The sequence below is a fragment of the Nitrosococcus wardiae genome (genome assembly GCF_004421105.1).
Lineage (GTDB): Bacteria > Pseudomonadota > Gammaproteobacteria > Nitrosococcales > Nitrosococcaceae > Nitrosococcus > Nitrosococcus wardiae.
The window spans coordinates 3,297,175-3,311,608 of record NZ_CP038033.1; the positions used below are offsets into that span (position 1 = coordinate 3,297,175).

General features: G+C 53.4%; 14 protein-coding genes and 1 pseudogene. 6 read left to right on the forward strand and 9 right to left on the reverse strand.

What is annotated here, in order from left to right; translation table 11 throughout:
- Positions 1 to 11: 11 nt before the first annotated feature.
- The 5 genes from E3U44_RS15615 to E3U44_RS15635 all read right to left on the reverse strand — a co-directional run bounded on the left by E3U44_RS15615 (position 12) and on the right by E3U44_RS15635 (position 2,232).
- Complete coding sequence (locus E3U44_RS15615; RefSeq protein WP_134359036.1) at positions 12 to 449, reverse strand: pyrimidine dimer DNA glycosylase/endonuclease V; 438 nt, start codon at positions 447 to 449, stop codon at positions 12 to 14.
- Positions 450 to 640: 191 nt separating this feature from the next.
- Positions 641 to 1,201 carry an IS630 family transposase gene (locus E3U44_RS20145; RefSeq protein ID WP_134359037.1) on the reverse strand — a complete coding sequence of 187 codons (561 nt, stop codon included), beginning with the start codon at positions 1,199 to 1,201 and terminating at the stop codon, positions 641 to 643.
- A 5-nt stretch (positions 1,202 to 1,206) separates the two neighbouring features.
- Positions 1,207 to 1,710, reverse strand: a complete 504-nt coding sequence (locus tag E3U44_RS20150; protein WP_134359038.1) for a helix-turn-helix domain-containing protein — start codon at positions 1,708 to 1,710, stop codon at positions 1,207 to 1,209.
- A 109-nt stretch (positions 1,711 to 1,819) separates the two neighbouring features.
- Entirely contained in the window at positions 1,820 to 2,011 is a 192-nt protein-coding gene (locus tag E3U44_RS15630) for a hypothetical protein (protein ID WP_134359039.1), read from the reverse strand.
- Positions 2,008 to 2,232 (reverse strand): transcriptional regulator, encoded by a 225-nt coding sequence (locus E3U44_RS15635; protein WP_240761572.1) that lies wholly within the window; start codon positions 2,230 to 2,232, stop codon positions 2,008 to 2,010. The genes E3U44_RS15630 and E3U44_RS15635 overlap by 4 nt, the downstream gene beginning before the upstream one ends.
- A 71-nt stretch (positions 2,233 to 2,303) precedes the next feature.
- Between E3U44_RS15635 and E3U44_RS15640 the strand changes: the two genes are divergently transcribed.
- From E3U44_RS15640 to E3U44_RS15655, 4 genes and pseudogenes are all read left to right on the forward strand, one after another.
- Positions 2,304 to 3,104, forward strand: a complete 801-nt coding sequence (locus tag E3U44_RS15640; RefSeq protein WP_134359040.1) for a helix-turn-helix domain-containing protein — start codon at positions 2,304 to 2,306, stop codon at positions 3,102 to 3,104.
- Positions 3,105 to 3,159: 55 nt separating this feature from the next.
- Positions 3,160 to 3,567 carry a helix-turn-helix domain-containing protein gene (locus tag E3U44_RS15645; RefSeq protein WP_134356860.1) on the forward strand — a complete coding sequence of 136 codons (408 nt, stop codon included), beginning with the start codon at positions 3,160 to 3,162 and terminating at the stop codon, positions 3,565 to 3,567.
- A 1-nt stretch (position 3,568) separates the two neighbouring features.
- Positions 3,569 to 4,111 (forward strand): annotated as a pseudogene (locus E3U44_RS15650) (IS630 family transposase); the annotation flags it as partial.
- Positions 4,112 to 4,633: 522 nt separating this feature from the next.
- Positions 4,634 to 5,137: a thermonuclease family protein gene (locus E3U44_RS15655; RefSeq protein WP_240761574.1), complete on the forward strand. Its 504-nt coding sequence runs from the start codon at positions 4,634 to 4,636 to the stop codon at positions 5,135 to 5,137.
- A 94-nt stretch (positions 5,138 to 5,231) separates the two neighbouring features.
- On the opposite strand, the gene E3U44_RS15660 is transcribed toward E3U44_RS15655, so the two are convergent.
- Positions 5,232 to 5,660, reverse strand: coding sequence for a DUF4383 domain-containing protein (locus E3U44_RS15660; RefSeq protein WP_134359041.1), 429 nt, complete (start codon positions 5,658 to 5,660; stop codon positions 5,232 to 5,234).
- Positions 5,661 to 6,245: 585 nt separating this feature from the next.
- Between E3U44_RS15660 and E3U44_RS15665 the strand changes: the two genes are divergently transcribed.
- Complete coding sequence (locus tag E3U44_RS15665) at positions 6,246 to 6,464, forward strand: hypothetical protein (RefSeq protein WP_134359042.1); 219 nt, start codon at positions 6,246 to 6,248, stop codon at positions 6,462 to 6,464.
- A gap of 223 nt (positions 6,465 to 6,687) precedes the next feature.
- Here the strand turns inward: E3U44_RS15665 and E3U44_RS15670 are convergent, their stop codons facing one another.
- The 3 genes from E3U44_RS15670 to E3U44_RS15680 form a co-directional block, all read right to left on the reverse strand.
- Entirely contained in the window at positions 6,688 to 8,034 is a 1,347-nt protein-coding gene (locus tag E3U44_RS15670) for a cbb3-type cytochrome c oxidase subunit I (protein ID WP_134359043.1), read from the reverse strand.
- Positions 8,035 to 8,054: 20 nt separating this feature from the next.
- The gene (locus tag E3U44_RS15675; RefSeq protein ID WP_134359044.1) at positions 8,055 to 8,507 is read right to left on the reverse strand and encodes a c-type cytochrome; all 453 of its coding nucleotides are present in this window, start codon (positions 8,505 to 8,507) and stop codon (positions 8,055 to 8,057) included.
- Positions 8,508 to 8,694: 187 nt separating this feature from the next.
- Complete coding sequence (locus tag E3U44_RS15680) at positions 8,695 to 10,419, reverse strand: tetratricopeptide repeat protein (protein WP_134359045.1); 1,725 nt, start codon at positions 10,417 to 10,419, stop codon at positions 8,695 to 8,697.
- An 812-nt stretch (positions 10,420 to 11,231) separates the two neighbouring features.
- Between E3U44_RS15680 and E3U44_RS15685 the strand changes: the two genes are divergently transcribed.
- On the forward strand, positions 11,232 to 14,417 hold the full coding sequence (locus tag E3U44_RS15685; RefSeq protein WP_134359046.1) for a beta-phosphoglucomutase family hydrolase: 3,186 nt from the start codon (positions 11,232 to 11,234) through the stop codon (positions 14,415 to 14,417).
- Positions 14,418 to 14,434: the final 17 nt, after the last annotated feature.

The following is a 14,434-nucleotide window of genomic DNA, read 5'->3' on the forward strand; positions in this document are numbered from 1 at the left end:
TCCACCCTCTCCTACTTTACCCCCGGCCGCTCCCAGTCTTCTATTCCACCAGAGACTATCCTAAATAGCGGATGAGCTTCTTTATCAACTACGCCCCTATTCATATCGTATACGTTGGAAGAACGCGCTTTCAATTTCTTCAAAAGGTGATTCCATTCATATTCAATTTGGCCAGCCTGTACGTCAATTTTAGAGCAATTTCCTGATTTAACTATTTTACTCTCATCAAACCGATAACCCCGCCTTTCCGCCTCTTTCATAATTTCCACTAAATAGGTCCCAACAGCCAATATCGAGTCCTTAGTCTTTCGGAATCGCATCAGCTGGGGATGGAACTTGTACCCTTGGGTCTGACCCATGAGCACCTTTTGGGCCAACAACCCTTCACGCCAAAGCGCTACCAATCCCTTCTGGTCGAGGTACTTCGGGTGTATTGACCAGAGACGCACCGCGCTCTCCAATTGATATTTAACTAGAAATAGAAGGCGTAAAAGTTACCCTTCATAGGGGTGCCATTGCCCCGGCAACGCAAACCGCACCTCCCGCTCCAGTTCCCGCAGGCTCTTGGAAAGGATCACCCCATGCTGAGCTTGGCTGGAGGCACGCGCCCGTGCCTTCAGTGCCTTCTTCTACCATTTCCTTAAATATTTGCATGTTTTAAAGCGGAGAGGATGAAGGGGTAACCGGTTAAAGAACGAATCGTTTGTGGAGTGAGGTCCTGGAGGATTTCCCCGACAGTCTGTCGAAGTGAGTCCAGGGTACTGAAGAGAACCCAACTGAGCTGATTTTTCATGTGTTGCCAAAGTCGCTCGATAGGGTTGAGCTCGGGGCTATAGGGAAGCTGGAACATCAACACGATATTCTCAGGCAACTCCAGCTTCTTGGCCCAATGAGAGCGGGCATTATCAAGCTGCACGATAGGGAGATCGTGGGGATAGCGTTGAGCGAGTTGCTCCAAATAAATCTGAAAACAATCACTATCGTGATGAGAGAACTCCAAAAAGAAGCTTTCCCCGCTCAGCGGGTCTACCGCCCCATAGAGATAGAAGGCTTTAAATGGCCATTGCACCGGCGCTAGGGGCTTGGTGCCGGGCAGGGTAATGAGCCGCCGGGGGATCGTTTTGAGCCCAAAACGTGTTTCATCATCACACCCGTAGCGCACCGGTAAAGCGGAGTCTTCAGCCCCGTAGAGGACCGGCAAAACTTCTAGGCGCCGTGGGAGCTTTTTTTAAAGTCCACCCCCGCCGCTTCTTCTCGATGAAGGTGGCTCGGGCGTGCCACTTTGAGCTTGGCTTTGAGCCGGTAACGTACCGTTTGATGCACGGTCTTATATTTGATCTGCAACCCGTACTCTTCCTTCAGCCACTGTTGAATGGCCCCATAACTCTTAAAGCCCGGGGGGACTTCCAAGCGCTGCTTTAAGGCCTGCTCAACCGCCGGCGGTATAGCTCGGGCACGCCCATTATGCGCCGTCCCGAGTTCCAGCAAGCCTGCGAGCCCCCGGGCCCGATACCCCTCAAACCAGCGATACAAGGGCGAGGGATGGCGGCCTAGGACTTTCCCCAAGGCTTTGAGTTCGGTGACTTGCTCGCTCTTGAGCAAATATAACGCCTGAACCCGTTCTTTGCCTTTCACCTGGCTCTGCTGATGAAGCAGCGCTTTTAATTCCTCGGCACTCTCCGTGATTGCTAGCTCTAGGCGGCGACTCATCAACCTCGCTCCTCCCCATAAACTCGCTTTCAAACCTGCTTATTATAACATGCGGGGTCATTACGAATTGGTATCAGAACTTCGACATTGTGGGTAATTTCCTCCTCGGTCATCCATCATGGTTCCTATAGCGTCGAGGTTGATTTCCAAGAGGCTCTAATGACTTGCGTTCAAATTGCCCACACTGCCGCTCGATATCCCAGGCATAGCCCCGCTCGCCTTTGGCCAGGCATTCGACGTGGACACCGCCATGGACAAGCCAGGGCTTGGCGTGGCGGCAGTGCCGGCAGGTGGGAGTCATACGGCGGCCTCTTCCCTTTCCCCGAAGATGTCGGGCCGCAGCTCATAACGGGTGATGCGGCCCTTGGTGGCGCGTTCGATGGCCGAGACACGCTCAGCGGGGACGCGGCCCTTTTTGATCCATTTCTGAACGGCCTGATAGCGCACACCACATGAGCGCGCTAAGGCAGTTTGGCTACCAACAATCTCGATTGATTTTGGGATGGGTGTTTTCATGCGCATGAATGTACAACCAATGGTTGCCAATAGTCGATAACTGATAATTGGAGAAAAAAACCAATAAACTGCAACCTATGGTTGTAAATACTGAACAATCGAAAAAGGATTTTGCCGCTCGGCTAGATAAGGCCTTGGCGTATGCCGGAATACCCCAAGGCCGAAATCGGATGGCTAGCGTATCCAAAATGTTCGGAGTATCGAGAGAGGCCGTTAGAAAGTGGTTGGCTGGGGAAAGTATTCCAGACACCAAACGAATAGCGGGTATTGCCCAACGAACCGGCGTCAGAGGGGAATGGCTGTTAACCAGTCAAGGGCCGATGTGTTATGGCGATAAAGAAGAAATTCATGAGCAAAATCTTCCCCCTCACGTCCTACAGCTCGCCCGTCTTATCGCCCAAGCCCCGCCTGGGAAGGTTAAAGCTATCCTAATGTTGCTTGGGGTAGAGGAAGAAGACATCCGCAAAGAAAATAAAAAAGCTCCTCCTTCCCCATGGCAGAAAAATAGTCAAGCCGGAACCAAAGACCGCCGCAGCGGCAGGGACCGCCGGCAAAATGTCCACGAAGTCGACTTCGAGCGAAGGGGCGGGCTAGATCGTAGAAATGATGAATACGTAATCCTTGGCCCTGGAGAATCCTTGGATGATTTCCTTAGAGGAGAGAAAAAACAGAAAAACAAAAATAATGATGCCTCACAAGGGCATATTATAGGAGTTGCATTCATAGGGATTGCGAGAGGTCGGAGAGTAGTGAAAGGCTGGTCTGGTTATGCTGATAAAGATCCTAATTTCGCCTTGGACGCTCTTCGGCAGCTTGATCAAGAGCTATTAATGCATGCCAGGAGAAAGAGACAATATAGCACTTCCCGTTTTCATTAGGCACAATGTTAAAATAGCTTGTTTTCTTCAACCCGATTGAAGGGGTTTAACGACGATGCCTGCACCGTATTCATTGGATTTACGCCAAAAAGTCATTGAAGCCTATGCGAACAAAGAGGGTTCAATCCGTCAGCTGGCGACACGATTTAAACTGTCGAAGAACACGGTCAGTGGTTTTTTGAGGCGCTTTCGGGAGACGGGGACGGTCCATCCCAAGCGCCGGGAAGGAGTGGGGCATCCGGCAAAAATTGATGAGCCGAGGGCCCAGTATTTGACCGAGGTGTTGCAGTGCGAACCCGATTTAACGCTCCAGGAATTGTGCCAGCGATTTGAAGCCCGCTTTGGTGAAACGATTAGCACCTCGGCGATGGATCGAGGGCTGAAAAAGCACCGGATCACGCGAAAAAAAAACGGTCTACGATCCCCAAAAACACACCCCCCGGGTCCAACAACGCTGGCTTGAGTATTGGATCAAAGTGAGCCTGTGTTCCCCCGAAGACTTCATTGTGCTCGATGAAACCGGAGCGGTGTTGAATCTGACCCCGGTGTATGGCCGGGCCCCTCAAGGGCAAAGAGCCTATGGAGAAAAACCAACGACCCAAGGCGAGCGCATCAGCACCATCGGCGCTCTGTCCAGAGACGGAGTACTGCCAGCGATGTGTTTTGAAGGCACACTCAATGGCCCCGTTTTCCTTTATTATGTCGAACATTTCCTCTGGCCTCACCTCCAGGAAGGGAAAGTGGTCATTTTAGATAATGCCGCCGCTCATCGATATGAAGAGGCTATCGAGAAGATCGAGCAGACCGGCGCCAAGGTGGTCTTTCTACCCCCCTATCATCCTGAGCTCAATCCTATTGAATACGCCTGGTCCAAGCTAAAACATGTCCTAAAGAAAAAAGCGGCCCGGACAAAAGAGCAGCTTTATCAAGCCCTCAGCGAAGCGCTTACGCTGATTTCCCCTCAAAACTGTCAAGCCTACTTTAAGCATTGTGGCCTCTGTCCCTAACTTAAATGAGAACCGCTATAAGGGCGCGTTTGAGGGGAATTATGATGTCTGGGAATGACCAAAAAGATCTGACGATCACCAAGAAATTTAACGGCAAATACGAAAAGATCACCTCCAATGATATGATCGCGGCACTCCGTTACCTGGAGGACAGGGTTCGATAAGGTGAGTGCATGGGTATTGCTTTTGCAGCTATTTACAAAGGAGAGCGGACTGCGCGCGGGTACGCCAGTGCCATTACAAAACAGCCCGAAATAGCCACGGGCACCTTATCAGCATTAACATACGATATCCTTGAACAGGCCCTGCGCGGGCTTTTGTTTTTATCCCCATCTGCTGATCATAGACTCCTCTAATAAGAAGAAAGAAGGAGCTCCATGAAAGTTATATTTTCCTATCGGCGTTACTGCTCTACGCTACCCCAGCCCTTGCTAATACTACCCATACTGGCAAAGTCGTCGGTATCAGCGACGGGGATATTCTCACCCTCCTTACGGTAGAGAAGCGCCAAGTAAAAGTGCGTTGGCTGAAATCGACACGCCAGAGAAGCGGCAGCCCTACGGCACCCGCGCTAGGCAGGTCCTCTCCGACTTATCCTTTGGGAAACAAGCCCGTGTGGTAGTGCAGAATGTAGACCGCTATGGGCGTACCGTGGGCCGGGTGTACGGGGGTGATATCGATGTAAATAGAGAGATGGTGCACCAGGGCGCGGCATGGGTTTACCGGCAATACCTGCGCGACAGAACGCTGCTAGAGGTAGAAGCCGAGGCCAAAGAAGCTAAACGTGGCCTGTGGTCCCTGCCCGAGGCGCAACAGGTACCGCCTTGGGAGTGGCGACGGCAAGGTAAGAAGCAAAGAGCATCACCCCAGATTCAGAAAGCCTCGCAGGCTTCCACCTGTGGCGCCAAGTGCTATTGCAAGCTGATGGCAAATTGCGCGGAGGCCCGGTTTTACTTGGAGCAGTGTGAACTCACGCGGTTGGATGGTGATGGAGATGGAATGCCGTGTGAGGCGCTATGTAGGTAATTCCGCTGGCTGCGCCGTGGGTATTGAAGACCATAGAATTGCGATAGGCCGGCGCTTTGCACCGACCTATCCCTACTTAGCAACAAAGAGGTAATCAGCCACGGCTTGTGCTTGGTGTCGTCTCTCCACGGACGGGAGGACCGAAGCCAAAATATCCTGCAAGAGCCGTATTGACTAAGTGTAGCCAGATGTCATTCCCATGGAGGGGTACTAATCCAAATAGTGTATTAGTCGCGGGAATCAACCCTAGAATAGCCAACAAGCCGAACAGCACTGCATTAGCACGAGCATATAAAACGGATGCATCAAAGCCTTTTGCTGCCACAATACCCCAGACACCTATCCCCAGGTGCACCAAATTATGCCAGAGATTGACTGGAAAAATACCAAGCAGTCTGCCGTGTGCAGTCTCTGCAGCTAGATGGGTCGCTGTTTCCGGCGCAGTCACAAGGCCGGGTACGAATCCGAGGACACCCAAAATGGCATAGGTTATCCCGTAGATGAGTGCAAATTTCTTGACCATAAGCATAGGATCTCCTTTTTCCTTTTCAGATGAAAGCGTTCATGCTGTAGACTTTTCTATCAAGGACGACGCAGTACAGGCTAGCTCCTAAATCTGGCACGCCCTCTCTATAACAATAGCAGTATATCCATCCAAAGATAGTGTAAATGCTGCTATAGCCAGCACTCTGAATCTACGGCAATTAGATCCCTCCCCAATCCCTCATCCCTCATCCCTTTCCCTTTTCCGGCGCGCAGCGATGGGGGTGGATCAGCTAATGCCTGCTAAAACCCTCCTACGGCGTGACTGGGAGATGGTTGTAGCCTTTTGCTAAAATTACAACTATCGGTTGTAATTTCTCCCCATCAGCCCCCAAACATCCCCACGGGGACATTGAGGGCAGGAGTTCAGGTTGCGGCGGCGTGGAAATTCGCAGACACGCGCGGTGTAAGCCAAAGGCCCGTAGCAATCGGGACCACCAGCCGGGGGACGGGCAACGCAAACCGGCAGCCGGAGTAGCGACCGGCCCGCAACCACCTAATTAAGACACCTACCAGCAGTAGCGTGCCTGGAAGGAGAAAAAGATGGAAAAAGAAGGCCCACCTGATGTGGCAACGATGCAAACAAGTCATCCATGAGGCCCGCGAGCTTAGCCCCAATAGTGAGGCCATGATCGGTTGCTTAGTGGCCCGTTTGGTGATGACCCAGAACGCCATGACGCTGCACATCCAGCGCATGAAAAAGTTACTGCAAGACATGGAGGCAGATTTATGCCAGTCAAAACTCGAAACGAAAGAATCCAACAGCTTCTCCCTGAGGGACTAAGCGAAGCACGCCAGCAGTATCTCGATGACAGAAAGATCTGCCCATCTTTCCCCAGACAACGTGCGCCGTGCCGTGTGAGTTCTGGATAAAATTGAATCTGAGGAAAGTCACGATCTAAGTCACGCTGGATTGAAAGCTATTGATTTATAAATGACAAGACTCTCCGGCCAAGTGAGACGCTTGAACCCCTTGTGGGACCAGGAAACTTTCACTGTCCCCGCCTCTACTTAGCAGCCGGTTGGGTTTTCAGGGAGGCCATCATCTGATCCCGGACAGGGCCTAGCGCCGCCAAGAGGTAAAGCAAGGCGCCAATGAGAAAAACCACTCCTGCCCCCAAACGTAACCAGTAGAAAAAGCTTAGCTGATCCTGAATTTCCATATAACCCATGCCGAGCACCCGTTGGAGATGGGTCTGAACCACTCCGGCAAAGGTAAGGGTAAAGGTCATAAAGGCCATGGCTGAGGTCATAATCCAGAAGCTCCACATATTTAGAATCTGGTTGAAGGGCTGCAGACCTCTCAGGGCCGGTAAAGCATAGGTAAAGAAGGCCAAATTCAACATGACATAGGCCCCATAGAAAGCCAGATGCCCATGGGCAGCAGTCACCTGGGTGCCATGACTATAGAAATTGATGGGCGCTATGGTGTGCATGAGCCCCCATACCCCGGCACCGAAGAAAGCCATCACTGGACAGCCCAGGCTCCAGAGCATAGCAGCCTTGTTGGGGTGGTCACGCCCGCTTCGGTAGACCAGATAAAAAGCCCACAGTACCATGGCGAAAAAGGGCAGGACTTCAAGTACCGAAAAAACGCTGCCTACCCATTGCCAATAACCTGGAGTGCCGATCCAATAATAATGATGGCCAGTCCCTAAAAGGCCGCTAAAGAGGGCCAAACCCACAATCACATAGAGCCATTTTTCAATAACCTCACGGTCTACGCCGGTCAACTTGATAAGGAGGAAAGCCAGCATAGAGGCCATGATAAGTTCCCACACCCCCTCGACCCAAACATGAACCACCCACCACCAATACAGCTTATCGAGAGACAGGTTGCTGGGATTATAAAAGGCAAAGAGGAAAAATAAGGCGGCACCCCACAGTCCCAGGAGCAAAACGGTGGAAACCACGGTCTTTCGCCCCTTCAATACGGTCATGGTCACGTTATAGAGAAACAATAAAAAGGCAACCACCAAGAGGATCTTGATCCAGAGGGGTTGCTCTAGGAATTCACGGCCTTCATGGACACGAAAAAGATAGCCAACCACGGCCGCTAAAGCCGCAAAGACAAAGATCCCCAGCTGCCACCAGGCCACCCTCGGGCTATGAATCTCATGCTCGCTTTCCTCAGGTATGAGAAAATAACTGGCCCCGAAATAGCCGAGCAAGAGCCACACCAACAGGGCATTGGTATGTATCATGCGGATGATATGGAAAGGGGCCGACTCCGAGAGAAAATTCGGAAAGACATAAACACTACCGGCCAGTACGCCCGCCACGACCTGCACTAGAAATAGGGCCAAAGCGGCCACAAAATAAGGATAGGCAAGTTTCTGGGTCTGATATTTCATTAGGAAACTCCTTAAATTAATTAGCCGGCAACATTGGGGGGCCAACCCTGGGTATCGATACGGCTCGTCCATTCAAGAAAATCAATCAAGTCATCCAGTTCCTGCTCAGTCAGGTTAAACTGGGGCATCTGGCGCCGCCCTTCAACCCCCAAGGGTTGTGCCCGTATCCAGGCTTTAAGGGCCGCCCGTGCTCCTGCCGGGTCCTCGCGCCCCCCATATCGAACCCAGACATTGCCCAGCTCCGGTGCAAAATAAGCGCCTTCACCTAGCAGGGTATGGCAATTAATGCACGCATGGCGTTCCCATACATGCTTGCCCCGGGCAACTGCTTCCGTCAGCGTCGCTTCATCCGTTGAAGTATTTTTAATGTACAGGTGGCTTTGGATAGTCAGAACCACAAAGGCCACCAGAAAGAAAATGGAACCACCGTAAAAGATATTGCGCGCGGCTGACTTGGTTAAACGTTCTGCCATAACCCCCCCTTTTGCTCTTGAGTTTTGCTCTTCAACAGTTGAAAAATTCCTTTAATTCTAGAGTGAATGAAGAAATTGTTGGAGAAGCCCTTGATGGGTGGATTGAGTGCAGCGACCGATTCGCCGCGGCTTCCCTATTCTATTTCGACGGTGAACCGAGGCCATCACCACTGACGACCACCCCCACTCAAAAACGGGAAGCGGTTAAGGTCACGTCGGCATATTGCCAAGCTTCTTCAAAGCGCTTTTGCACCTCTGCCGCCGCTTCAGTTTGGCCCTGTTCACGGAGGCTTTGCGCCAGCCCAAAGAGGGACCAACCATTATGGGGATATTGTTTCAAATCTTCCCGGTAAACGGCTTCCGCCTCTGCTGCCCGACCCGCTTCCAGCAATACCGCGCCAAGATGATGGCGTACCGGGTAATACCAAGCTGGCGGTTCGACATATCTTAGATTATCCTGAATTCCCACGGCTTCCTGGAGCTGAGCGATCATCTCCTCAGTCTGGCCTCGCTCGCCCGCTAATTCTCCCGCCAGAATATGGGCCGCAATCTCCAGCAGGGTTGACCCGGATGAAAAAGACCAGAAAACCAATTGGGCCATGGCTGGAGTCTGCCCGATCTCAGTGAGTTGTTCATATTCCTGGGTCGCCGAATCAAGCTGGCCCAGCTTGGTAAAAGCCATTCCCCGGGCCCAGTGCCACATTCCCCTGGTGTACTGAAGTGGGGCAGCCGGCTTGGGCTCACGGAGAATCTCAGCCCATTTTCCAAACCGCACCAAAGCATAAAGGGGCATGGGCCTGAACTCCTCCAATTGGGGGAAGGTTTGATAGGTTTCCTCTGGGACGCTAGCCACCAGTTTGCGTGCCGCATCCAAAGCCAACTGGCCATTGCCTTCCATCTGCGCGGCGGCAAAGAGAAAGTGGATGTTGTGGGGGTAATAACCGAGGCGGTACAAACCCTGGGCACCCCGGTCAGGGATATATTGTTCATCCGTATGAATAGCATGTTCATTGGCCACCACCGCCTTATGGTAACGCCCCACCCGCCAGTAGATATGGGCCGGCATATGGACCAAATGGCCGGCACCCGGCGCTAATTGCCCTAACCGCTCCGCACTGGGAAGTGCCCGCTCCGGCTCCGGTGAAGCCTCAACACTGTGAATATAATAATGATTGGCACCAATATGGTTAGGATCGCGCTCTAATACCGATTCCAAGGTAGCCACAATCTCCTTAGTGTAAGTGGTCGGCTGTCCCTCCGGAGTCCAGTACTCCCAGGGAGTAAGGTTCATGAGGGCCTCAGCAAACAGCACCGCCCCATCCAAATCATCGGGGTAACGGCGGGAAAGTTTCCTCATGGCATCGGCATAGGCCTGATCCAGTGCTCCCCGGTCGGCAACGGGGGTGGGCCCATAACGTTGGGTCAATGCCTGGATATAGGCTTGCTCCGCTTGGCTGACCTTGGGCGCCAACGCCAGCGCCTTTTGAACCGCTTCATAAGCTTCTGGGACCGCCTCCGCCTCCATGGGGGCATTGATATTCGGCCCCAGAGCAAGGGCAATGCCCCAGTAACACATGGCGCAATCGGGATCGAGCTTAGTGGCGTCCTTAAAGGAACGAATGGCCTCGGCGTGGTTGAAGGCAAAAGTCAGGGTTAAGCCCTGATCAAAATAACCCTGGGCCAGGGAAGAGGAAGTGGTAATGGGATGATGGTGGTCACCTAAATTATCAAGAAGGGGAGCAACATCTGCAGGAGGCGTCTCCCCTACCTCCCCTGCCGCCATAACCGGGGTAGCAGCGGCGCTTTCCTGCGGAGTATTCTTAACCCTTGAGATCAAGGGTTGCTCGCAAGCCGCCAACAACAGGACGATAGCCGCCAGGGGCACCACTTTGTTTAATGATATGCGGTCCACTTTTTGGTTTCCTTATTTATATAAGTTTAGACCAATCCTATATCACATCACTCCCCCCGGGGAAATGTTCTTTAAAGAGCGGGAAATTGAAGTTAAGCTCAGGGGAATAGGCAGGTAGATAGTAGAGAAAAAGCCCTGCTTTTTCCCATTGTGGAATACGTCCTTTAAAAGCCTGGCTGGCTCTTAAGCACTTGATAACTTCCTGCCCTATTGATAAAGGGTCTTCAAAGAAGACCCGTGCCGAGAGCCGACCTATGTTATCGTCTACATGTTCGAGTGTTCTCCGCGATCGCCGAATATAAGGGGTCAGATATCAAATTTTTGAGTTAAGTTACCTATTAAACAGCGAAGTAATGATCGCATTAATTTGCAGTATTGTTTCTCGGTCGTGTTTTATTGGAAGAATTTAGCAAATTAATGCTAGGCTAAGCTTATATGAATTTGGGGTACAAATATAAACTTTGGAATCTCCAGATCTGGAATACTACCATTTGAAAATGACCAATGAACGGACACTTTATCCCTAGCGAACGAGACGCGCTCGCGAACGAAGACGACCACCAAAAATTTTACCGGGGCTGGAAAATGTTCCAGCTAGGCGAAGAAATCAGGCGGGAAGCACTGGGAGGGTACGCGCCGTTTATCCACACTGTATCCAGGATAGACGCGGCTCTCCTCATGTCCTCCGATAAACCTTGGGCCTTGAGAAGCGGCAAAACACACCTGAGTACTCAGGCCTATACCAAACCCAAAAGAGCAAACCCGCAGAGCAGTGATAATGATAACTTAAACCTGCGAATGTGGACCTTCCTATGACTGTCACTGGCGCAATCATCAGGCTCTCGCCGCGGGATTATGACGCGGTTTTATTCGATCTTGACGGCGTATTGACCCAAACTGCAAGCGTACACGCGGCTGCCTGGAAAAGGCTCTTTGACGCCTTCCTCAAGCGTCGCGCCGCGCAAACCGGTGAAGCATTCAAGCCCTTTGACATTGAGCATGACTACCGGCGTTATGTGGACGGCAAGCCCCGTTACGATGGTGTGGCCACCTTTCTCGAATCGCGCGGGATCGATTTGCCTTTCGGCTCACCCGAAGACAGTCTTGAGGCCCAAACCGTGCAGGCGTTGGGCAGGCTGAAAGATCAGTACTTCAAACAGCATCTCGAGCAGCACGGCGTCGAAGTCTATGACGCGGCGATCACGCTCGTGAGAATACTCCGGGCACAGGAGATCAGGACAGCAGTGGTATCTTCAAGCAACAACTGCGCAGCGGTGCTCGAGGCAACGGGCATAGCACAGCTCTTTGATACGCGCGTGGACGGGAGGGATATTACCCGCCTGCATCTTAAAGGTAAGCCTGCGCCCGACGCCTTCTTGGAGGCGGCGCGACGCTTAAAGGTGGAACCCTCGCGTGCGGTCGTTGTAGAGGACGCGATCGCCGGGGTCGAGGCCGGGCGCGCCGGCCTTTTCGGTGGCGTCATTGGCGTCGATCGCATCTGCCAGTCGCAGTCCTTGCGCGAAGCGGGCGCCGATATCGTGGTGACCAACCTGGCGCAGGTCCAGGTGGCCGTGGAGCCCCCTTCCGCCTGGTCGCTGGTGTACGAGGACTTCGATCCAGCGCGCGTGGGTACCCGGGAGGCGCTGTGCGCCCTCGGGAACGGCTATTTCACCACCCGCGGGGCCGCTGCTTGGACTCGGGCAGATGGCACCCATTATCCCGGCACGTATCTGGTAGGCGGATATAATCGACTGCGCACTGATATCGCTGGCCGGGTGGTTGAAAATGAGGACCTCGTCAATTTCCCCAATTGGCTCACCCTTACATTTCGCATCGCAAACGAGGATTGGTTCGATGAGAGCACAGTCACCCTTCTTTCTTACCGCCAGGAACTCGACCTGCGGCGGGGCATGTTACTGCGGGAGTTGCGCTTCGAGGACAGCCAGGGACGCCGCAGTACCCTAAAAGAGCGTCGCCTGGTCTCGATGGCCGACATGCACCTTGGTGCGCTTGAGCTTAGCCTGACCGCAGAAAACTGGTCCGGGAACATCACCATCTGCTCGGCGCTCGATGGCCGTATCGTCAATGGGGGCGCAAAACTATATAAAAGATTCAATAATAGACACCTGCAACCTGTAGCAGGCGAAATCATTGGCGAAGACGGGGTGCATCTGCTCGTGCGCACGAATCAGTCGCATATTCATGTGGCCCAGGCGGCACGAACGCGTGCCTTTCTCGGAAGCGAGATTCTTAAAGCGCCGCGGCGGCTGTTACACGAGCCGGGCTATATCGGGCAGGAGTTTGATGTGGCGCTCGGACAGGGCGAAACGCTCGTACTAGAGAAACTCGCCTTTCTTTATACTTCGCGCGATCAGGCCATCTCCGAGCCTGGTCTGGCGGCGCATAAAGCCATCGCCCGTGCCGGCTGTTTCAGGGCAGCCGCGGCGGAGCACATGTTGGCCTGGAAGCATCTCTGGCGTCGCTTCGATGTGCATCTGCGGCCAGCGGGCGACGGGTTTCAATTGAACGTTCCTATGCTGCTCCGGTTAAATATGTTTCAGCTCCTACAGGCAACCTCACTGAACTCCATCGGATTGGACATTGGCGTGCCAGCGCGCGGTTGGACCGGGGAGGCCTACCAGGGCCACATCTTTTGGGACGAGTTGTTCATCTTCCCCACTCTCAACTTCCGGGCGCCCGAGATCACCCGCTCGCTTCTCTTGTATCGCTACCGCCGCCTGGATGAGGCGCGCGCCGCGGCTCGATGTGCGGGATACCAGGGCGCCATGTTCCCCTGGCAAAGCGGCAGCAATGGGCAGGAGGAAACGCAGGAGCTCAATCTAAATCCATGGTCGGAGCGCTGGGTACCCGATAACACCTACTTACAGCGCCACGTCGGCAGCGCTATCGCCTGGAACGTCTGGCAATACTTTCAGGTCACCGGCGATATGGAGTTCCTGCAGTTCTACGGCGCTGAGCTCATTCTTGAGATCGCCCGCTTCTGGTCGAGCATCGCCACTTTTAACGAGGCGCGCAAGCGCTACGAGATCCGGGGCGTAGTCGGTCCTGATGAGTTTCACGAGGGCTATCCGGATTCACCGAGCCCTGGGGTTAACAACAATGCCTACACCAATATCATGGCAGTGTGGGTATGCCGCCGAGCGCTAGACGTGCTCGATCTGCTTCCCGATATTCGCCGCGCCGAGTTCATAGCACGGCTGGGCTTATCCCCGGAGGAGACCGCCCGCTGGGACAACATCAGCCGCCAGATGTTCGTGCCATTTCACGGAGCCGGGATCATCAGCCAGTTCGAGGGCTATGAGCAACTCGCCGAACTCGATTGGGAAGGTTATCGGAGTCGGTATGGCAATATCCAGCGGCTGGAGCTTATCCTTGAAGCAGAAAACGACAGCGCAAATCGCTATAAGGCCTCAAAGCAAGCCGATGTGTTAATGCTGTTTTATCTATTCTCCGCCGATGAGTTGCGTGAGCTGTTTGCCCACCTTGGATATTCCTTGCCACCTGAGGCTATTCCGCGCAATGTGGCTTATTATGATGACCGCTCGTCCCACGGGTCCACCCTGTCCCGTGTGGTGCATGCGTGGGTGCTAGCGCGATCGAACCGGCCACGCTCAATGGCCTACTACGCAGAGGCGCTGCAGAGCGATGTGAACGATATCCAGCAGGGGACGACGGCCGAGGGCGTGCATCTCGGTGCAATGGCAGGAACGGTTGATCTGGTACAGCGCGTCTCGACGGGAATCGAGGTCACAGGCGATGTCCTGCGGCTCAATCCGCAATTACCCAAGGAATTGGATCGCCTTGATATGCGCATCCGCTACCGGGGGCATACGCTCGATCTGCGGCTTACCCGCGACACGCTCACCGTGCACGGACGCGAACCTGGGGCTGCACCGATTAACCTAGCATTCAGGGATACGGTGTATAAGTTCGTGGGCGGTAGCATACGTGTTTTTAAGCTCGGCAGGGCAGCATAGAGGTCAGGCATCCCGCA